The organism is Micromonospora sp. NBC_00860, from assembly GCF_045207375.1.
GTDB classification, from domain to species: domain Bacteria; phylum Actinomycetota; class Actinomycetes; order Mycobacteriales; family Micromonosporaceae; genus Micromonospora; species Micromonospora vinacea.
In genome coordinates, this window is sequence record NZ_CP108825.1 from 3,706,797 (window position 1) to 3,725,730 (window position 18,934).

The 18,934-nt window shown below is 72.1% G+C and carries 22 protein-coding genes; 10 read left to right on the forward strand and 12 right to left on the reverse strand.

Features of this window, described 5'->3' with window-relative positions; genetic code table 11:
• The first annotated feature begins 83 nt into the window (after nt 1–83).
• Together OH804_RS16955 and OH804_RS16960 are read left to right on the forward strand one after the other, a co-directional pair.
• Nucleotides 84–1,067: an aldo/keto reductase gene (locus OH804_RS16955; RefSeq protein ID WP_350855859.1), complete on the forward strand. Its 984-nt coding sequence runs from the start codon at nt 84–86 to the stop codon at nt 1,065–1,067.
• 88 nt (nt 1,068–1,155) lie between these two features.
• Entirely contained in the window at nt 1,156–1,347 is a 192-nt protein-coding gene (locus OH804_RS16960; RefSeq protein ID WP_196922219.1) for a hypothetical protein, read from the forward strand.
• Between the two features lie 121 nt (nt 1,348–1,468).
• On the opposite strand, the gene OH804_RS16965 is transcribed toward OH804_RS16960, so the two are convergent.
• The 7 genes from OH804_RS16965 to OH804_RS16995 form a co-directional block, all read right to left on the reverse strand.
• On the reverse strand, nt 1,469–1,672 hold the full coding sequence (locus tag OH804_RS16965; RefSeq protein WP_030338233.1) for a cold-shock protein: 204 nt from the start codon (nt 1,670–1,672) through the stop codon (nt 1,469–1,471).
• A gap of 287 nt (nt 1,673–1,959) precedes the next feature.
• The gene (locus OH804_RS16970; RefSeq protein WP_130400249.1) at nt 1,960–2,232 is read right to left on the reverse strand and encodes a DUF4235 domain-containing protein; all 273 of its coding nucleotides are present in this window, start codon (nt 2,230–2,232) and stop codon (nt 1,960–1,962) included.
• Complete coding sequence (locus OH804_RS16975) at nt 2,229–2,603, reverse strand: DUF3618 domain-containing protein (RefSeq protein WP_196927356.1); 375 nt, start codon at nt 2,601–2,603, stop codon at nt 2,229–2,231. Before OH804_RS16975 ends, OH804_RS16970 begins: the two co-directional genes overlap by 4 nt.
• The gene (locus OH804_RS16980; RefSeq protein WP_196922217.1) at nt 2,600–3,034 is read right to left on the reverse strand and encodes a phage holin family protein; all 435 of its coding nucleotides are present in this window, start codon (nt 3,032–3,034) and stop codon (nt 2,600–2,602) included. Before OH804_RS16980 ends, OH804_RS16975 begins: the two co-directional genes overlap by 4 nt.
• A gap of 333 nt (nt 3,035–3,367) precedes the next feature.
• Nucleotides 3,368–4,552, reverse strand: coding sequence for a mechanosensitive ion channel family protein (locus OH804_RS16985; protein WP_196922216.1), 1,185 nt, complete (start codon nt 4,550–4,552; stop codon nt 3,368–3,370).
• An 83-nt stretch (nt 4,553–4,635) separates the two neighbouring features.
• Nucleotides 4,636–5,457 (reverse strand): DUF1206 domain-containing protein, encoded by an 822-nt coding sequence (locus OH804_RS16990; RefSeq protein ID WP_196922215.1) that lies wholly within the window; start codon nt 5,455–5,457, stop codon nt 4,636–4,638.
• A gap of 59 nt (nt 5,458–5,516) precedes the next feature.
• Nucleotides 5,517–5,882, reverse strand: coding sequence for a hypothetical protein (locus OH804_RS16995; RefSeq protein WP_372432984.1), 366 nt, complete (start codon nt 5,880–5,882; stop codon nt 5,517–5,519).
• Between the two features lie 94 nt (nt 5,883–5,976).
• Between OH804_RS16995 and OH804_RS17000 the strand changes: the two genes are divergently transcribed.
• Nucleotides 5,977–7,203: a cysteine desulfurase-like protein gene (locus tag OH804_RS17000; RefSeq protein WP_406066348.1), complete on the forward strand. Its 1,227-nt coding sequence runs from the start codon at nt 5,977–5,979 to the stop codon at nt 7,201–7,203.
• A complete protein-coding gene (locus OH804_RS17005) occupies nt 7,200–7,487 on the forward strand; it encodes a GNAT family N-acetyltransferase (protein ID WP_196922212.1) in 288 nt (95 codons plus the stop codon). The genes OH804_RS17000 and OH804_RS17005 overlap by 4 nt, the downstream gene beginning before the upstream one ends.
• Nucleotides 7,488–7,496: 9 nt before the next feature.
• Here the strand turns inward: OH804_RS17005 and OH804_RS17010 are convergent, their stop codons facing one another.
• Entirely contained in the window at nt 7,497–8,984 is a 1,488-nt protein-coding gene (locus tag OH804_RS17010) for a glycoside hydrolase family 3 protein (RefSeq protein ID WP_196922210.1), read from the reverse strand.
• 217 nt (nt 8,985–9,201) lie between these two features.
• On the opposite strand from OH804_RS17010, the gene OH804_RS17015 reads away from it, so the two are divergent.
• The 4 genes from OH804_RS17015 to OH804_RS17030 all read left to right on the forward strand — a co-directional run bounded on the left by OH804_RS17015 (nt 9,202) and on the right by OH804_RS17030 (nt 12,674).
• Entirely contained in the window at nt 9,202–9,327 is a 126-nt protein-coding gene (locus OH804_RS17015; RefSeq protein WP_255750123.1) for a hypothetical protein, read from the forward strand.
• Between the two features lie 100 nt (nt 9,328–9,427).
• Complete coding sequence (locus tag OH804_RS17020; protein WP_406066351.1) at nt 9,428–10,378, forward strand: TIGR03557 family F420-dependent LLM class oxidoreductase; 951 nt, start codon at nt 9,428–9,430, stop codon at nt 10,376–10,378.
• 72 nt (nt 10,379–10,450) lie between these two features.
• On the forward strand, nt 10,451–12,082 hold the full coding sequence (locus OH804_RS17025; RefSeq protein ID WP_406066353.1) for a RecQ family ATP-dependent DNA helicase: 1,632 nt from the start codon (nt 10,451–10,453) through the stop codon (nt 12,080–12,082).
• Nucleotides 12,083–12,170: 88 nt separating this feature from the next.
• Complete coding sequence (locus tag OH804_RS17030) at nt 12,171–12,674, forward strand: hypothetical protein (protein WP_196922206.1); 504 nt, start codon at nt 12,171–12,173, stop codon at nt 12,672–12,674.
• Here the strand turns inward: OH804_RS17030 and OH804_RS17035 are convergent.
• Nucleotides 12,664–14,250 carry an MFS transporter gene (locus OH804_RS17035; protein ID WP_406066355.1) on the reverse strand — a complete coding sequence of 529 codons (1,587 nt, stop codon included), beginning with the start codon at nt 14,248–14,250 and terminating at the stop codon, nt 12,664–12,666. The genes OH804_RS17030 and OH804_RS17035 overlap by 11 nt on opposite strands.
• Before the next feature lie 82 nt (nt 14,251–14,332).
• On the opposite strand from OH804_RS17035, the gene OH804_RS17040 reads away from it, so the two are divergent.
• Both OH804_RS17040 and OH804_RS17045 read left to right on the forward strand, forming a co-directional pair.
• Nucleotides 14,333–15,094, forward strand: coding sequence for a TetR/AcrR family transcriptional regulator (locus OH804_RS17040; protein WP_406066357.1), 762 nt, complete (start codon nt 14,333–14,335; stop codon nt 15,092–15,094).
• 9 nt (nt 15,095–15,103) lie between these two features.
• Nucleotides 15,104–16,138: a helix-turn-helix domain-containing protein gene (locus OH804_RS17045; protein ID WP_406066359.1), complete on the forward strand. Its 1,035-nt coding sequence runs from the start codon at nt 15,104–15,106 to the stop codon at nt 16,136–16,138.
• A gap of 154 nt (nt 16,139–16,292) precedes the next feature.
• Here OH804_RS17045 and OH804_RS17050 read toward each other — a convergent pair whose 3' ends face one another.
• Genes OH804_RS17050 through OH804_RS17060 form a run of 3 tightly spaced genes read right to left on the reverse strand, consistent with a single transcriptional unit; the run spans nt 16,293 to nt 18,911 of the window.
• The gene (locus tag OH804_RS17050) at nt 16,293–17,276 is read right to left on the reverse strand and encodes a DNA topoisomerase IB (protein ID WP_196922199.1); all 984 of its coding nucleotides are present in this window, start codon (nt 17,274–17,276) and stop codon (nt 16,293–16,295) included.
• Nucleotides 17,260–18,213: a glycosyltransferase family 9 protein gene (locus tag OH804_RS17055; RefSeq protein WP_196922198.1), complete on the reverse strand. Its 954-nt coding sequence runs from the start codon at nt 18,211–18,213 to the stop codon at nt 17,260–17,262. Before OH804_RS17055 ends, OH804_RS17050 begins: the two co-directional genes overlap by 17 nt.
• Nucleotides 18,210–18,911, reverse strand: coding sequence for an SDR family oxidoreductase (locus OH804_RS17060; protein WP_196922196.1), 702 nt, complete (start codon nt 18,909–18,911; stop codon nt 18,210–18,212). Before OH804_RS17060 ends, OH804_RS17055 begins: the two co-directional genes overlap by 4 nt.
• Between the last annotated feature and the right edge of the window lie 23 nt (nt 18,912–18,934).

The window sequence follows — 18,934 nt, forward strand, 5'->3', positions numbered from 1 at the left end:
GGTCGCCTCCCTAACCGTACGTCCGTACTGCTGAAGGTACGGCTCGCGTGGCAGGGTGGCAACCCGATCACTAGGCTCGGGGCATGGAACAGCGCAGCTTCAACCGGCTCGGCCGGACCGTTGGCGCGGTCGGCCTGGGCGCGTGGCAACTCGGCGCCGACTGGGGCACCGTCAGCGAAGACGACGCCATGGCGGTGCTCGCCGCCGCCGTGGACGCCGGGGTCACCTTCCTCGACACCGCCGACGTGTACGGCGACGGCCGCAGCGAGCAGCTGATCGGCCGCTTCCTGCGCACCCGACCCGACGCCGGGCTGACCGTCGCCACCAAGATGGGCCGCCGCGTCGAGCAGCGGCCGGAGGCGTACACACTGGCCAACTTCCGGCAGTGGACCGACCGCTCCCGGGCCAACCTGGGCATGGACACGCTGGACCTGGTCCAGCTGCACTGCCCACCCACCGAGGTCTTCTCCTCCGACGAGGTCTTCGACGGCCTGGACACCCTCGTCGCCGAGAAGGCCATCGCCGGGTACGGGGTCAGCGTCGAGACCTGCGACCAGGCCCTCACCGCGATCGCCCGACCGGGGGTGGCCAGCGTCCAGATCATCCTCAACGCGGTTCGCCACAAGCCCCTGGAGCGTGTGCTGCCCGCCGCGGCGGCAGCCGGGGTCGGCATCATCGCCCGCGTGCCGCTCGCCAGCGGCCTGCTGTCCGGCCGTTACGACGAGCACACCGAGTTCCCCGCCGACGACCACCGCAACTACAACCGGCACGGCGCGGCCTTCGACGTCGGGGAGACGTTCTCCGGAGTCGACTTCGACAGAGGTCTGGCCGCCGTACGCCGGCTGGCCCCGCTTGTCGACGCGGACCGCACGATGGCGCAGTTCGCGCTGCGCTGGGTGTTGGACCAGGCGGGCGTCACAGTGGTCATCCCCGGTGCCCGCGACGCCGACCAGGCCCGACGCAACGCGGCCGCGGCGACCCTGTCCCCGCTCACCGACGAGCAGCTGGCAGCCGTACGCGAGACCTACGACGAGCTGATCCGCCCGCAGGTGCACGACCGGTGGTGACCCGCGCGCCCGGGGTGCTCGCGTCGCACCGCCCGGCCCGCGATGCTGGACTGCGGCGCGCCGCCCCGGGCGGCGGAGAGGGGACGCGATGAGGGGCTGGCTTCCGCTCACCCTCGGCCTGCTGGCCGTGGTGATCGGTGCGGTGTGGACGGTCCAGGGCCTCGGCTACGTCAGCGGCAGCGTGATGACCGACGAGAAGATCTGGGCGGTGATCGGCCCGCTCGTGGCGGCGGCCGGGCTGGTGGTGATCTGGCTCGGCCTGCGCTCGCGTCGACGCTGACCGGTCGCCGCACCGGGGAGCCCGAGCAGGCGAAAGCCCCGCATCCCAACCGGGATGCGGGGCTTTACCGCGACCCGTGAGCCGGATCGTCCCACTGGCCGGCGGGGGCCGGCCGTCCTACTCAGATGGGACGGACCTGCTCAGCCTGCGGGCCCTTCTGACCCTGAGCGATCTCGAACTCCACCCGCTGGTTCTCCTCCAGCGAGCGGTAGCCGCTGGTCTGGATGGCCGAGAAGTGGACGAACACGTCAGCACCCCCACCATCGACGGTGATGAAGCCGAAGCCCTTGTCAGCGTTGAACCACTTCACGGTTCCCTGAGCCATGTGTATCTCCCTCTAAAAACTGGCGGCCGTGCACGCCGTCCGGCCGATTGGCCGTTTTTGAGCAGCGGCGCCTGAGGCAGCCCCACGAAGGAGACTTCTCTCAACCCACGCCATCTCGCAACAGCGGGGACCAGCAAATCACGGAGGTAAAAAGTCTGTCACGACCTCTCCAACGAATTTCTCCGACATGTGACCTGACGGATGCCTCAGGTGTGCCGGGCGGCGTGCGATGCCATGCGAAAGCCCCCTTCCCATCGATGCGGGAAGGGGGCTGAAGTCGCTGCTGGTCAGTCCGGCCAGCTGCCGGTCATCCGGCGTACGCCGACCGCGCCGCCCCGGTCCACTGCGGCCCGGACGACAGCGAAGATGGCGCCCTGCAACGCCGCGGCGGCCAGGATCTCGCCCCAGCCGCGATCCTCGTCGGTCGCGTTGGGGGCCTCACCATCGCCCGCGGTGACCTTCCAGACCTGCCGGAAGATCGCCCCGGCCACCGTGCCCGCGGCGATACCCAACAACACGCCGACCGGCCGGTACGCGACCCTGCCGATGCTCTTACTCACCTACGCCTCCCCCGCACGATCATCAGCACCACCACGGTGGCCACCGCACCGGCCGCGATGGCCGCCCACGGCACCGGGTTGCGGCGCACCAACTCGCCCTTGTCGTACGCCTGTGCGCGTACCAACTCGCCCTTCTCGTACGCCTGCGCCCGCGCCATCCCGGCGCCACGCGCGGCCTGTCCGCGGACCCGAGCGACGGTCTGCGCCGCCTGCTCCCGCATCCGCTCCTTGGCCTGCTCGGCGGACTCCTTGAGACGCGCCTTGACGTCGGCCTTGGCGGCCAACGCCTCCATCGTCTCGCCCAACTCGACCCGGGTGCGACGGATCTCCTCGCGGAGGGCCTCCGTGTCGCCGGTCCCGTTGCCGGTCATTGCCGCCCCCTGTCCTTCACCGCGGCGGTGACAGTGTCCATGTCTGCCCGGAGGCTGCGGACCGTGGCCGCAGGCATCGGCGGGACGGCACGGCTGACCTGCTTCTTGCCCACCAGGGCGAGGATGCCGGCCACCAGGAAGCAGGCCACCGCCACGATCAGCGCCGCGGCCCAGGCGGGCAACACCAGGTCGAGCAGCAGGATCGCCGTGGCGACCAGCGCGCCCAGACCGAAGAACGCGAGCGCGCCACCGCCGCCGAACAGGCCGAGCCCGATGCCCGCGTGCTTACCCTTCTGGGTCAACTCAGCTCGGGCCAGCGTCAGTTCGTCCCGCACGAGGCGGGAGATCTGCTCGGTGGCCCGCTGCACCAACTCGGCGGTGGAGGGCTCGCTCCCGTTCTGGGATGTGCGGGCTTTCGCCACGTCAGCCATGCTGTCCTCCTTTCCTCATCACCGCGCTGTATGCCCGAAGTCGCCGCTCGTCAATCCTAAAGCGCGCCAAGCAGCTCACCGTCCCCGTTGTCCGGACGCCGCGCCGCCGATACGCGGCCAGCCGCCGCGATCACGCCAGAGACGTCCGGCAGCACATCCCCCACCCAAGCCCGACCAAACCTCCCGCAACGGACCCCGCTCCCCCGGGCCCGGCCCCCGGCTCCGCGCCCCCGCAGCGGTGATCATGAGGTTGGCGGGGACAAACCAGACGCACCCACCCGCCAAGCCCATGATCACCGCGCCCTGACCGACCCCGGACTGGTGTGCGGGATGTCAGGGGCGGGTTTCTTCGGGGCCTACGAAGGCTTCGCTGCGGGCGTCGCCGTCGTCGCTACCGCCGAAGACCCGGGCGTCGTCGGGCGCCTCGGTGTCGGACGGGCGGGCCGGCCGCCGCGGTTGCACCCACTGCCAGGACAGGTTGCTGGTGGCGTCGCCCAGCTCGGTGCGCAGCCGGGGCATCGCGGTCGGGCGGTTGTCCCGGATCCAGGCGACCAGGTGCTCCCGGACGAGGCAGCGCAGGTCCCACAGGCTGCCCGCGTCGGCGGCGCTGACCAGCGCCCGCAACCGGACCGTCCCGCCGGTGGCGTCGGTGACCTGGAGGACGCAGACCCGCCCGTCCCACAGCTCGGTGCCCTCGACGAGGCGGCGCAGCTCCTCACGCATCGTCTGCACCGGCACCGCCCAGTCGACGTCGAACTCGGCGGTGCCGAGCACCGCCGCCTCGGTCCGGGTCCAGTTCTGGAAGGGCTTGCTGGTGAAGTACGAGGTGGGCAGGATCAACCGGCGGTCGTCCCAGATCTGCACCACGACGTAGCTGAGGGTCAGCTCCTCGATGCGACCCCACTCCCCCTCGACGACGACCACGTCATCGAGCCGGACGGCGTCGCTGAAGGCGAGCTGGAGGCCGGCGAAGACGTTGCCGAGCAGGCTCTGCGCGGCGAGCGCGGCCACCACACCGACCACACCGGCCGAGGTGAGCACACCGGCGCCGATGCCCCGCACGCTGGGGAACGTCATCAGCATCACGCCAACGGCCAGGATGACGATCACCGCGATGGTCAGTCGGCGCAGCATCACCACCTGGGTCCGGACCCGCCGGGCGTGCCGGTTGTCCGGTACGTCGACCCGGAACCGGGCCAGCGCGGTGTCCTCCACGACGACAAGCAGACCGGCGACCAGCCAGGCCACTGTGGCGATGACGCCGAGGATGAGCAGGTGCAGCAGCAGCCGCCGCCAGCTCTCGCCGACCGCGTACCCGGTGCTGAAGCGGACGGCGAACTGCACGGCCAGGACCGTTCCGGCGACCTGGAACGGACGGTGCGCGTGGTCGGTCAGCTCGGTCAGCAGCAGTGATCGGCGGCCGAACCGCCGGGTCAACCGGTGGACGACCTCGACCAGGAACAGGGCGACCGCCGCCGCGACGAGCGCGGCGACGGCCGTTTCGAGATAGTTCTGCACGGCTTCGATGCTCCCCTTCGACCAGGCGTCGGGCACTTCGGGCAAAAGCCCAAGAGTGCCCGACGGCCCGGGAATCGACCAGTTCAGACCTTGCGGTACCGGGACTGGAGGAAGCAGTACACGCCGAAGGCGGCGATGCCGAGGGCGACAAGGGTCAGCAGGAACGTGCCGTACGACTGCTCTCGCAGGGCGTGCAGCGCGGCGTCCAGACCACGTGCCTTCTCCGGGTCGTACTTGACCGCGGCCACGATGATCAGCAGACCGGCGATGCCGTACGCGACGCCCTTGGCGATGTATCCGGCCATGCCCAGCCGGCGGGCGAGCTGGCGGGTCTTCGGGCTCATCTCGCCGGTCTTCAGGTGCTTCTCGAACCGCTTGACGGCCCCGTAGATGACCAGGCCGACACCGATCGCGGCGAGCACCAGCCCGGCCAGGCCGACGAGCCAGCGGCCACCGCTGGAGGTCATCAGCTTGCCGGTCAACGCCTCCTGCTGGTCGGCGCTGTTCGACCCGGCGTCCTTGAAGACCTTGAAGGCGGTCCAGGCGAAGTAGAGGTAGACGATGGTCCGGCCGGCCGAGGCGAGCCGTTCCGTGACCCGCTCCTTGCCGCGCTCGGCGCGGTGCCCGACCGCCGCCTCCAGCGCCTGCCAGATCGCCATCGCGAGCAGGCCGACCGCGACGGCGATGACCAGGAACTTGCCGAGCGGCTGTGCGGAGAGGGTACGCAGCGCGCCGGACTGGTCGCCGTCGTCGGACGACGTACCGAACGCGATCTGCAACGCCAACCAGGCGAAGAGGAGGTGGACGATGCCGTAGCCGATGAAGCCGGCCCGGGCGAGGAGTTCCAGCCACCGGCTGTCCGCCGTACGGGAGGCGGTGGCTTCGGCGCTACGGGTGAGTGACATGGCGTCACAATCTCCGATTCTGAAGATTCCCAAACGTCGGCCACCGCCGCCCGCCCAGGTCAGCTGCCCGGGTTGCGCGATACGCGAATCTTGACCTGCTGGTCGGTCACGCTGTCCAGGGTGACCGCGAAGCCCCCGGCCTCGGCGGCCTGCTGGCCGGTGGTCAGGGTGAGCTGCTCACCGGCGACCTCGACGGTCACCTGGTCACCCTCGGCGCCGACCAGCTTGGCCTCGACGCCCAGGATGGTGGCGCTCGCGTCGACACCCCGCTCGAAGGTGACAGTGCAGGCGTCCAGCCCGCAGTCGGTGGAAGCTCCCTGGGAGCTGCACCCGGCGAGCACGGCGAGGCCGAGCGCCAGACCGGCGAAGAGACCGGCGGCGCGGCGGACGGGGGGAATGGGCATGGTGGCGGGTCGGTTCGTCACCCCGCCAAGAGTACGAGACATCCGCGACGCCACCGCCGAACGGTGCACCTGGCGGCCGACCAGGGCACGGGGAGCACCGGCTAGGGTCCCGGACATGCCGTTCGACATCGCCCGTACCCGGGCCGCCTACCCCGCCCTGACCGAGGGTTTCGTCCACTTCGACGGTGCCGGGGGCACCCAGACCGCGGCCGGTGTGATCGACGCGGTCACCGACGCCATGCGGTCGGCGGTCGGTAATCGCAGCGCCGCCAACGTTGCGGGTCGCCGGTCGTTGGAGTTGGTGGCCGGGGCCCGTTCGGCGGTGGCCGACCTGCTCGGCGCCGACCCGGCCGGGGTCGTGCTCGGCCCGAGCGCTACCGCCCTGACGTACACCCTGGCCCGTACGCTCGGCGCGACCTGGCGCCCGGGTGACGAGGTGGTGGTCTCCCGGCTCGACCACGACGCGAACGTACGACCGTGGGTGCAGGCCGCCGAGGCGGCCGGCGCGACGGTGCGCTGGGCCGAGGTCGACCGGCACACCGGTGAGCTGCCCGCGGCCCAGTACGCGGACCTGGTGGGTGAGCGGACCCGGTTGGTAGCGGTGACCGCCGGCAGCAACGCCATCGGCACCATGCCGGACGTGTCGGCGATCGCCAAGACCGCGCACGCGGTCGGCGCGTTGGTCCATGTCGACGCTGTGCACTCGGTTCCGCACGGGCCGACCGACCTGGCCTCGCTCGGCGCCGACGTGCTGGTCACCAGCGCGTACAAGTGGTCCGGTCCGCACCTGGCGGCGATGGTGGCGGACCCGGCCCGGTGGGCGGCGCTGCGCCCGGCGAAGCTGGTGCCGTCCTCCGACGCGGTGCCGGACCGGTTCGAGTACGGCACGCCGAGCTTCCCCCTGCTGGCCGGTGTGGCCGCCGCTGTGGATCACCTGGCCGGGTTGGACCCGGACGCGGTCGGGGACCGGCGGGCGCGGCTGCGGGCCGGCCTGGCCGCCGCCCAGGCGCACGAGGAGGCCCTGCTGGACCGCCTGCTCGCCGGGCTGGCGCAGCGGCCGGCGATCACCGTCTACGGCTCGCCGGCGCGGCGCTGCCCGACGGTGTCGTTCCGGGTCGCCGGGATGTCGCCGGGAGCCACCCAGGAGGCGTTGGGCTCCGCCGGGTTCTGCCTCTCCGTCGGCGACTACTACGCGTACGAGTACTTCCAGCTGATGGGTCTGCGCGACAGCGGCGGCGCGGTGCGGGCCAGCATCTACCACTACAACACTGCCGACGAGGTGGACCGGCTGCTCGGCGAACTCGACGCGCTGGCCGACCTGGCGGGGAGAATGGCCGGATGAGCACCCTGGTCGAGGACAACCCGGCGAAGCACCGCTTCGAGATCCTGGTCGACGACGCGCTGGCCGGCTTCACCGCGTACCTGCCGCGTGGGGAGGTCCTGGTCTTCACCCACACCGAGGTGGATCGGGGCTTTCAGGGCAAGGGGGTGGGCGGCACGCTGATCCGCGGCACCCTGGACCAGCTCCGGGCACGCGGCACGAAGCTGGTGCCGCAGTGCCCCTTCATGGCCGCGTTCATCGACAAGCACCCCGAGTACGCCGACCTGGTCGCCGACCTTCCGTAGGGCGGCCGGTCAGCGGGCGCCGGTGAGCACCTCGGCGGCGGCCCGCCCGCTGGCCCGGGTGGCGCCGTGGGTGGCCAGGTGCACCGCCCCGGTGACCAGCTCGGGCACGCCCAACTCGACGACGACCGCGTCCGGCCGGGCGGCCAACGCACGCTGCACTGCGGCGCGCATCCAGTCGTGCCGGTGCAGGTCACGGACGACCAGGACCAGGGGGCGGTTGCCCGCCCCGGCGCCCGGGTCGGCCGGCACGTCGGGTTCGGCGTAGCGGACCGTGCTGGTGTCGGGCAGCAGTTCGGCCAGTGGCAGGCCGATGCCCCACGGGGTCTCGGCGCCGATGGCGATGTTGCGCAGCGGCTCGAACTCGACGACGTGCGCCGCGCGGGTCAGGGGCAGTGCCACCGTCGTGCCCGGGGCTGCGGTGACCCGGACGGCCCGGCGGGCGGCGACCAGCCCGACGTCTGCGGCGCCGCGCGCGCCGACAGTGCCGGCGCTGCGGGCGCCCACCGTCCAGGCGGCGAGTTGACCGACGCGCTTCGCGGCCTCGGCGAGGCGTTCCTCGGGCAGCTCACCGGAGACGACGGCGGCCACGATGGCGTCGCGCAGCTCGCTGGCGGCGTGCTCGTCGGCCCGTTCGCCACCGATGCAGATGGCGTCGGCCCCGGCGGCCAGGGCGCGGATCGTGGCACCGGCGAAGCCGTACCGGTCGGCTACCGCGCGCATCTCTACCGCGTCGGTGACCACCACGCCGGAGAAGCCCAGCTCGTCGCGGAGCAACCCGCCCAGGATGCGCTGACTCAGCGTCGCCGGCAGCTGCGGGTCGAGGGCGGGCACCAGCAGGTGGCCGGTCATCACCGCCTGCACCCCGGCGGCCACGGCGGCGCGGAACGGGGCCAGTTCGCAGGCGTCGAGCCGGTCGCGGTCGGCGGTGATCCGGGGCAGGTCGTGGTGTGAGTCGACCCGGGTGTCGCCGTGCCCGGGGAAGTGTTTGGCGCAGGCCGCGACGCCGCCGGCCTGAAGACCGCGGACCCAGGCGGCGGTGTGCCGCGCGACCAGCACCGGGTCGGCGCCGAAGGAACGGACACCGATCACCGGGTTCGCCGGGTTGGAGTTGACGTCGGCGTCCGGGGCGTAGTTGAGGGTGATCCCCGCGGCGGCCAGTTCGGCGCCGAGGTCCCGGGCGACGGCCTCGGTCAGCTCCGGGTCGTCGACGGCGCCGAGGGCGAAGTTGCCGGGCCGGGAGCTGCCGTGTACCGACTCCAGCCGGGTGACGTCGCCAGCCTCCTCGTCGATCGCCACGATGACGTCCGGCCGTTCCGCGCGCAGCGTCGCGGTGAGCGCGGCCACCTGCTCGGTGTCGACGACGTTGCGGGCGAAGAGCACCACCGAGCCGAGACCCTCGCCGAGCCAGCGGCACACCCACGGTGGTGGGGTGGTGCCGACGAAGCCGGGTTGCAGGACTGCGGCGGCGAGCGCCGGGAGGTGCCCGGTGGTGGTCACGCCGCCCCCTGGTAGTGATCGATGTCGATCACCGGCGACGGTGCGCCCCCGTCGATCCGCTGGTTGCGCTCGCTCATGCGGCCCCCGTACCCCATCTCTCGCGCGCCCTCGGCGCACCGCCACCGGCAGGCGGTCCTGCCATGGTCACACTGAGCGATTCAATAGTCAATAAACCTTACAGTTGCCTGGCGGCCCGCTTCCCGGGGAGAGTGCGGGGATGGATCCCGTCCTGCTGGCCGACGCGACGAGCCCGGCCGACATCCCCGGCGTACGCCTGCTAGGCCTGGTGGTCGGCGCCCTGTTGCTCCTCGCCGCGATCCGGGCGATGTTCGGTCGACGCTGAGCAACCCGTACCGATCCGTGCCCGACGGTCCGGGTGTGGCCGACCACGACCGGGGTACGGCATTCCCCATCAGCAGGTCCGCGCGCCGAAGGGGTAAGCCATGAAGATCGGATACTTTCTGTCCAGTGAGGAGTTCACGCCAGCCGAGTTGCTGGAGCAGGCGCGCGGTGCCGAACGGGCCGGCTTCGAGGCGCTGTGGATCTCCGACCACTACCACCCCTGGGTGGACGCACAGGGCCAGAGCCCGTTCGTCTGGTCGATGATCGGCGCGCTCAGCCAGGTCTGTTCGCTGCCGGTGACCACGGCGGTGACCTGCCCCACCGTGCGGATCCACCCCGCCGTTATCGCACAGGCCGCGGCGACCAGCGCGGTGCTGCACGGCGGGCGGTTCGTGCTCGGCGTCGGCACCGGCGAGGCACTCAACGAGCACATCTTCGGCGACGCCTGGCCGCAGGCCGACGTCCGGCTGGAAATGCTGGAGGAAGCCGTCGAGGTGCTGCGAGCACTGTGGGGTGGCGGCTTCGTCAACCACCACGGCAAGCACTACACAGTGGAGCAGGCCCGGATCTACACCCTGCCCGACACTCCCCCGCCGATCTACGTCTCCGGCTTCGGGCCGAAGTCCGTCGACCTGGCCGCCCGGATCGGTGACGGTTACGTGAGCACCATGCCCGACGGCGAGATGGTCCGGCGCTTCCGCGAGAACGGCGGCGGCGACAAGCCTTGCCAGGCCGGCTTCAAGGCGGCGTACGCGGACAGCGAGGACGAGGGCATGCGCATCGCGTACGAGCGCTGGCCCAACGCGGGGGTGCCGGGTGAGCTGTCCCAGGTGCTGCCCTCGCCGCGACACTTCGAGCAGGCCGCCGAGCTGGTCAAGCCGGAGATGCTGAAGGAGGCGTTCGTCTGCGGCAACAGCGCCGACGCGCACCTGGAGATGATCGACCAGTACGCCAAGGCCGGCTTCGACGAGGTCTACGTGGCCAACACCGGCCCGCACTACCAGGGTCTGTTCGACCTCTACCAGCGCGAGGTCCTGCCCCGGCTGAGCTGAGCCGCCGATCGGCGAGCCCATGATCGTCGAAAGCGTTTCGGCGGTCACGGGCTCGGGTACCTCCGGCCCTCGATGAAACTGTCCACGCATTCGATGACGTTGCGCCGCGCGGCCCGCAGCCTTTTCGGCTGGAAGGCGCTGCGACCCAACCAACTGGCCGCCATGCGCGCGGTGATGAAGCGACGCGACGCCCTGGTGGTGTTGCCCACCGGGGCCGGCAAGTCGGCGATCTACCAGATTCCGGCCAGCCTGATCCCCGGCCCCACCGTGGTGATCTCCCCCCTGCTGGCCCTCCAGCAGGACCAGATCGCCTCCCTCAACGAGCGGCAACGCCCGGAGCTGCGGGCGGTGCGGATCAGCTCGAACGAGTCGCCCACCCAGCAGGCCGAGGCGATCTCCGAGATCCGCGAGGGCCGGGCGGAGTTCCTCTTCATCACACCGGAACAGCTCAGCAACCCCGAGCGGATGGCCGAGGTCGCCGGGCTGAAACCGGCGCTGGTGGCGATCGACGAGGCGCACTGCATCTCCGCGTGGGGGCACGACTTCCGCCCCGACTACCTGGCGCTCGGGCACCTCATCGACGGCATCGGCCGACCGCCGGTGGTCGCGCTGACCGCCACCGCCTCCCCTCCGGTACGCGACGACATCATCGCCCGGCTGCGGCTGCGCGAGCCCGAGGTGGTGGTCTCCGGGCTGGACCGGCCGAACCTGTTCGTCGAGGTCGCGCACTGCCCCACCGAGGACTACCGGTGGCGGCGACTGATCGCGCTGCTGAGCGACGACGAGCGGCCCGGAATCATCTACGTGCCCACCCGCCGTGCCGCCGAGGAGTTGTCCACCCGGTTGACCGACGCCGGCTACCCGGCGCAGTTCTACCACGGCGGGATGGCGGCCGGCGCACGCCACGAACTGCACGAGGCCTTCCTCGCCGACCAGGTGCCGATCATGGTGGCGACCTCGGCGTTCGGCATGGGCATCGACAAGCCGAACATCGCCTGGGTGGTGCACATGGCGCTGCCCGACTCGCCGGACAGCTACTTCCAGGAGATCGGCCGGGCCGGCCGCGACGGGCAACCGGCCCGGGTGCTGCTGCTCTGGCAGGCCGAGGACGTGGGCCTGCAACGGTTCTTCAGCGGCGGCCTGCCCGACGTCGACGAGCTGCGCGACCTGGCCGCGCTGCTGCGCCGCAAGCCGGCCACCAAGACCGAGCTGCGCGAGACCACCGGCCTCGGGCCGCGCAAGCTGGGCCAGTACCTCTCCCTGTTGGAGCAGGTCGGTGCGGCCGAGCCGCGCGCCCGGCAGCGCCTCGGCGCGCCCCGTTACTCCCCCACCCCGACCGACGCCGCCGCGGCGGCGCTGGCCGAGGCGGAGCGCCAGCAGACGGTGACCCGGTCCCGCACCGACATGATGCGGGCCTTCGCCGAGACCACCGCCTGCCGGGGGCAGACCCTGCTGGCCTACTTCGGCGAGCAGATGACGCAGGTCTGCGGCCACTGCGACAACTGCCACAACGGCACCAGCGTGGCCGACCAGGGTGCCGTCGGGCCGTTCCCGGTGCACAGCCAGGTGCGTCACCCGGAGTGGGGACCCGGCCTGGTGCTGTCGTACGAGGAGGACAAGATGACTGTTCTCTTCGATGAGGTCGGGTACAAGACGTTGTCAGTGCGCGTGGTGTCCGAACAGGGCCTGCTGACCCTGGACTAGCCTGACCCGGGCGCCGGTGTCGGGCCCGGTGGATCGACCAACCGAAGCACCGATTGACCAAGCAGAGCAGGGCGGAAGGGGCATTGCCGTGATCGAGCAGCCGGCGTACACCGGTTTCGGTTTCTCCGACGGGGAGTGGGGGCTGCTGGTCGGCCTGCCGCAGTCGGTGCTGACCGCGGCGAGCGCCGCCGAGTCCGACGGCACCCGCCGGACCATGGCGGAGAACGCGGCCGGGCTGGAGACCATCGCCGCCGGGCGGGAGTCGGCCAGCCCACTGGTCGCCGCCGTGGCCGGCGAGATCGTCACCCGGGTCGGTGACCCGGACACCGGCGAGGAGTTGCCGGCCATCGCGCCCGCCGACCCCGGGGCGTACATCGACGACGTGCTGCTGCGGGCCGGCCAGGCCGCCGAGCTGCTGGCCGGCCGGGTCGACGAGGGCGAGGCCGGCGCGTACAAGCACTGGCTCGTGAAGATCGCCGAGCAGGTGGTGGGCGCCGCGTCCAGCGGTGGGCTGCTGGGCATCGGCGGCGAGTCGGTCAGCGACTCCGAGCGGCGTTTCCGCGACCGCCTCGCGCACGTGCTCATCGACTGACCGACGACAACGAGGCATCGGCCGGACCGGTCGGCTCGACGGCCAGCGCCGTGGGGTCGGCCGGTCGGACGCCGCGCAGCGTGACCAGCGCGGTGACCGCGCCGAGCAGCATCACCACCATGGCGGCGTACGCGGCCAGGTGCAGCCCGTCGGTGAACGCGACAGCGGCGGCGTGCCGCACCGCGTCCGCCAGATCCGCCGGCAGCCCCTGCGCGACAGCGAGCGCACCACCAAGGGTCTCCTGGGCCGCGGCGCCGGTGTCGGCGGGCAGCCCGGCCGGCAGGCCGTCGACGATCTCGCGGCGGTAGACCGCCGCTCCCACGCTGCCCAGGATCGCCAGTCCCAGCGCACCGCCCAGCTCACTGCTGGACTCGGTCAGCGCCGACGCGACGCCGGCCTGCTCGGGCGGTGCCGCGCCGAGGACCAGTTCGGTGACGAGGGACATGACCATCACCAGGCCACCCGCGTAGACACTGGCGCCGACGAGCAGCAGCCACAGCGGCGTCTCCGGCGTGACCTGGGTCAACACCACGAAGCCGAGCACCGCGATCCCGAACCCCGCACCGATGAGGTACGCCCGTTCGACGCGCTGGGCGAGGGCGGCGGCGGCCGGTGCGACTCCGCCAACGGCGAGGGACGGCACGAGGCTCCACAGCGCCGCCCGTAGCGGGCTCAGACCGAGCACCAGTTGGAGGTGCTGGGTGGTGAAGATGGCGAAGCCGACGATGGCGAACATCGCCAGCAGGTTGACAGCGAGCGACCCGGCGAAGCCGCGGCGGCGGAACAGCGCGAGATCGACCATCGGGTACGCCCGGGTCCGCTGCCGGTGCAGGAAGAGCGCGCCCACCAGCAGGCCGCCGACGATGGCGAGCACCCGCACCGGGCTGAGGCCGTCGCGCGCCATCTCCTTGATGCCGTAGATCACCGGCAGCAGCGCGCCGAGCGACAGGGCCGCGCTGACCAGGTCGAACCGCCCGGTGGCCGGGTTGCGGAACTCGGGCACCAGGAGCGGGGCGAGCAGGAGCAGCATGAGCATCGCCGGGATGTTGATCAGGAAGATGGAACCCCACCAGAAGTGCTCCAGCAGGATGCCGCTGAGCACCGGGCCGATCGCGATGCCGCCGGTGAGGGTGGCGGTCCAGACGGCGATGGCGGTGCCGCGCTGCCTGGCGTCGTGGAACATGTTGCGCACCAGGGCGAGCGTGGAGGGCATCAGGGTGGCCCCACCGACCCCGAGCACGGCGCGCGCGGCGATCAGCGTCGCGGTGCTGTCGGCGTACGCGGCCAGCAGCGACGCCGCCCCGAAGGCGGTGGCGCCGATGAGCAGGAGCCGGCGTCGGCCGATCCGGTCACCCAGGGCGCCCATGGTGATGAGCAGCCCGGCCAGCACGAAGCCGTAGATGTCGAAGATCCAGAGCTGCTCGGTGGCGGTGGGGCGCAACTCGGCGCTGATGAACGGGACGGCGAAGTAGAGCACCGACACGTCCATCGAGACCAGCAGCAGCGGCAGCATCAGCACCGTGAGCCCGATCCACTCCCGTCGGCCCGCCCGCGGTGCCGGTGTGGTGGTCGTCATGATCAGTTTCTCCTCTGCGTATGACGTACGCTGTTATGCGTAGACCATACGCAGAACTAGGATGGCGGGGCAAGGAGGAAATGTGGCGGCGAAGACAGACGACAGCGGGCCCGTACTCCCGCCGGCGATCGAGAGCGCGTGGGGGCTGCGGGAACGACCACCCAAGGGCCCACGGCCGGGGATGAGCGTGCCCACCATCGTGGACGCCGCCATTCGGGTGGCCGACGCCGACGGCCTGGCGGCCGTCTCGATGAGCCGGGTGGCCAAGGAGTTGGGCGCCGCGACCATGGCCCTCTACCGCTACGTCGGCTCGAAGGACGAGCTGCTGATGCTCATGGTGGACACCGGGTACGGCCCGTCCCCCGGCCCACCCCCACCGGAGGACGACTGGCGTGCCGGCCTCACCCGGTGGGCCTGGGCCGAGCACCTGGTGCTGCGGCAACGGTCCTGGCTGCTACACGTGCCGATCAGCGGCCCACCGATCACCCCGCAGCAGCTCGGCTGGCTGGAGGACGGGCTGCGCTGCCTCGACGGCACCACGCTCGGTGAGGGCGAGAAGATGTCGGTGCTCCTGCTGATCACCGGGTACGTCCGCAACGAGGCCACCCTCACCTCGCAGATCGCCGAGGGCAGCCGGGCGGCCGGCGTCGAGCCGAGCGAGATGATGCCGGCGTACGGTCGGCTGGTGGCCAGGCTCATCGACCCCGCCCGCTTCCCCGCGCTGCACCGGGTGCTCAACGCCGGTGTGCTTCACCAGGACGACGACCCCGACGACGAGTTCGTCTTCGGCCTGGACCGGATCCTCGACGGCGTGGAGGCACTGATCCGGCGTCGAGCGGGCTGAGGGAGTCCGATGCTACCGAGAGACACCGTCGACACCACGGTCCTGCCACCGGGTGAACGGTTCGGCATGTGGCTGGACCTGGTGGCGCGCACCTCGGCGCCGCTGCGCATCCAGTCCGCGCACAGCGACGACTTCGCCGCCCGCGCCGACTTCATCGGGCTCGGCCCGATCCAGCTGGTGCAGTACGAATACCCGTCCCTGGACGCCACCCGGACCCGGAAGCTGGTCCGTCAGTCCGACCCGGAGCTGTACATCCTCGCCCTTACCACCGGCGGCATCGGCACGTCCAGCCAGGACGGTCGCCACAGCGAGATCCTGGCCGGCGAGTTCACCTTCTACGACGCGTCCCGGCCCCACGACGTGTGCCACCACGCCAACGAACCGGAGCGCGAAGACGCGACCTCGATCATCACGCTGATCCCGCACGCCGCGCTGCCCCTGCCACCACAGCGGATGGCCGCGCTCTACGGCGGCCGGATGTCCGGCAGCGAGGGGATCGGGGCGCTGTTGGCGCAGTTCCTGCTCCAGGTCACCGGGCACCCCGAGCAGTACCATGCCGCCGACGCCAGCCGGCTCGGCGCGGTGGGGCTCGACCTGGCCACCACAATGCTCGGCCGGCACCTCGTCGCCGAGGACGCCGTTCCCACCGAGGTCCGCCGCCGGGCGCTGCTCACCCAGGTGCAGTCGTACATCCACCGCAACCTCGGCGACGCGACGCTCGGCCCGCAGGTCGTCGCCGACGCCCACCACATCTCGGTGCGGTCCCTGCACCGGTTGTTCGAGGCCGAGGACGCCACTGTGGCGTCCTACATCCGGGAGCTGCGGCTGGCCCGGTGCTGGCGCGACCTGACCGACCCGGCGTTGCGCAACCAGCCCGTGCAGGCCGTCGCGGCGCGGTGGGGATTTCCCGACAAGGCCCACTTCAGCCGGGCATTCCGGGCCGCGTACGGCATCACCGCGCAGGAACACCGCGACAGTGGCTCGGATTTGGCGCGGATCGTCAACCGCCAGGCATCCACTGTCAACTCGCTGCCGGCAGACTGACACCAACGCGGCCGGCCATCGCCTGGTGGGTCGCCAACGGGGGCCGTGGCGAGGCGCCCGCCGCGCGAGCGGCGGGCGGCCGCCCGGTGGCACCCCGCTGACGCCGAGGCTCCGGCCCCGTCGCGCTTCCCCCCAGAATCGCCGACGGGGCCGGTCAGGCCCCCTCCAGCAACTTCAGGACGACCCGCTCCGCCTCCTCCCGAGGCGCCTGCGGATCCACCGGCGCCACCACCCCGTCGTGGTAGAGGTCGACCACCCGAGGGTCCACGTACGACGCCCGAGCCACCGTCGGCGTGTTGCCCAGCAGATCCGCCACCTCACGCATCACGGCCACCACCGCCTTGCGCCGGGCGGTCACCGAGCGCGCCGGACCGACGGTGGCCAGCTCGGTGGCCGCGAGCACTGTGGCGTGCCAGGTGCGGAAGTCCTTCGCTGTCATCTCCCCACCGCTGGCGTCACGCAGGTACCCGTTGACCTCGTCGCTGCGCACGTCACGCCACTCCCGACCGTCCCAGTAGCCGAACAGCCGCTCCGCCTGTCGCCGACGACGGCGCAGATTCACCAGCACCTGGCACAGCTCCGGGTCCTCGATCCGGCGTACCTGTTCGATGCCCCCCTTCGCGGGAAACACGAACACCACACAGCCACGCCGGGACCGGGCATGCTCCGGGCGCAGGGTGGACACCCCGTACGTCGGGTCGTCGCCGTTGGCGTACTGGTCGCTGCCGACCCGGAACATCCCCATGTCCAGCAGTCGGGCCACCGTCGCCAGCACCCGGTCCCGGCCCAGTCCACGGCCGTCCAGGTCACGCCCCACCCGTTCGCGCAGCGTCGGCAGCCGGCGGGCCACCTCCAGCATGTGGTCGAACTTCGCCTCGTCCTGCTTCTCCCGCCACCGCGGGTGGTAGATGTACTGCTTACGACCGGCCGCGTCGATCCCGATCGCCTGGATGTGCCCGTTCGGATGCGGCGCGATCCAGACGTCCTGCCAGGCCGGGGGGATGACCAACTCCCGCAGCCGGGCCAGGACATCCGGATCCCGCACCGGATCCCCGGACGGGTCGACGAAGAGCCAGCCCCGTCCGCGCCGACGCCGTCCGTACCCCGGTCGACCCGGGTCACTACGCCGCAACCGCACCGGAGACCCGCACCAGCCTCTCCACCTCGGCCACCGCGGCCAGCACCTCGTCGAGACGCAGAGCCGCCATCGTCGGGTGGCTTCCTACCCCGTCCCACCTGGGCCAATCACCCTCGCCGGCCCAGAGCACCCGGTGCCGTGGCCGGTCCGGTGGCGGCCCCCAGTGCGCCGGTGGCACCGGCCCGAAGAGGACGACCGACGGGGTGCCGTACCCGGTGGCCAGGTGGGCGACGCCGGTGTCCCCGCTGACCACCAGTCGGGCGTCGGCCACCAGCGCGGCGAGCGCGCCGAGGTCGGTCCGGCCGGCCAGCACGGCGTCCGAGGGCAGGCCCGCCGCCTCGGCCACCCGGGAGGCCAACGCCCGTTCGTCGGCCGAGCCGGTGAGCAGCACCCGGTGCCCCTGGTCGGTCAGTGCCCGGGCCAGCGCGGCGAACCGCTCGGCCGGCCACCGCTTGGCGGGGACCTTGCTCCCCGGGTGCAGCACTGTGACACCGCTGGGCAGCCCCGCCGACGCGGGCCGACGCAGGTTGAGGTCGGCGCGGTCGGCCGGAATGCCGTACCAGGACAGCAGCCGGCACCACCGGTCCACCTCGTGCTCGTCCACGGCCCAGCGTGGGCCGTCGGCGCAGCCGGCGTCCGGGTTGGCGAAGGCGAGCAGCCGACCGGGCCGGGCGGCGGCGAGCAGCCGGTGCGACTGTGGACCGCGCCCATGCAGGTTGACAGCGACCTGCGGGGCCGACCCGACCCGCAGCGGTCGGTCCAGCCCGGTGGTGTCCACCAACCGGTCGACGCCACCGACCAGGTCGACCAGCGGGGCCAGCCAGCCGGGCGCGGCGAGCGCCAACTCCCGCGACGGGTACGCGGCCCGCAGCGCCCGCAGCGCGGGCACCGCAGTCACCAGGTCGCCGACGCCGAGGGCGCGCAGCACGAGGATCACGGGTACGAGGTCTCCTGCTCGGCGCAGACCACCATCTCGCGCACCGCGCAGCCGGACGGCTGGTTCAGCGCGAACATGATCGCGGCGGCGGTGTCGGCGGGCTCGTTGAGGATCGCGTCCGGCCCGGGCTTGTACTGCGGGTCCCGTTCGTCGAAGAACGCGGTGCGCATCCCGCCCGGAATGAGCAGGGTGACGCCGACCTGACCGGCCAGCTCGGCGGCGAGGGCCCGGGTGAACCCCACCACCCCGAACTTCGCCGCGCAGTACGCGGTGGCGTCGCTGACCGCCTTGACGCCCAGTGTGGAGGCGACAGTGACGATGCGGCCCCGGGAGGTCAGCAGGAACGGCAGCGCGGCCCGGATCACCGCCGCGGTCGCCAGCAGGTCGACGGCGACGATCCGGTCCCAGGTCTCCCCCGGCACGTCGGCGAGTCGACCCGGCACGTCGGTGCCGGCGGCGGTGACCACCGCGTCCAGGCCACCGGCCTGCTCGGCGAGGTGCTGGGTGGCCACCTCAGCGGCTCGCGTGTCGGCCAGGTCGCACTCGGTCCAGGACACCCCGTCGACCGGCGGCTGCCGGTCCAGCACGAGCGGTCGGCCACCGGAGGCGGCCACCGCGGCGACCACTGCCGCGCCGAGCCCGCTGGCACCGCCGGTGACCAGGACGGTGGGCCCGGCGCCGGGCCGCGTGGCGGTCATCGGGTCCGCTCCGCGAGCGTGCG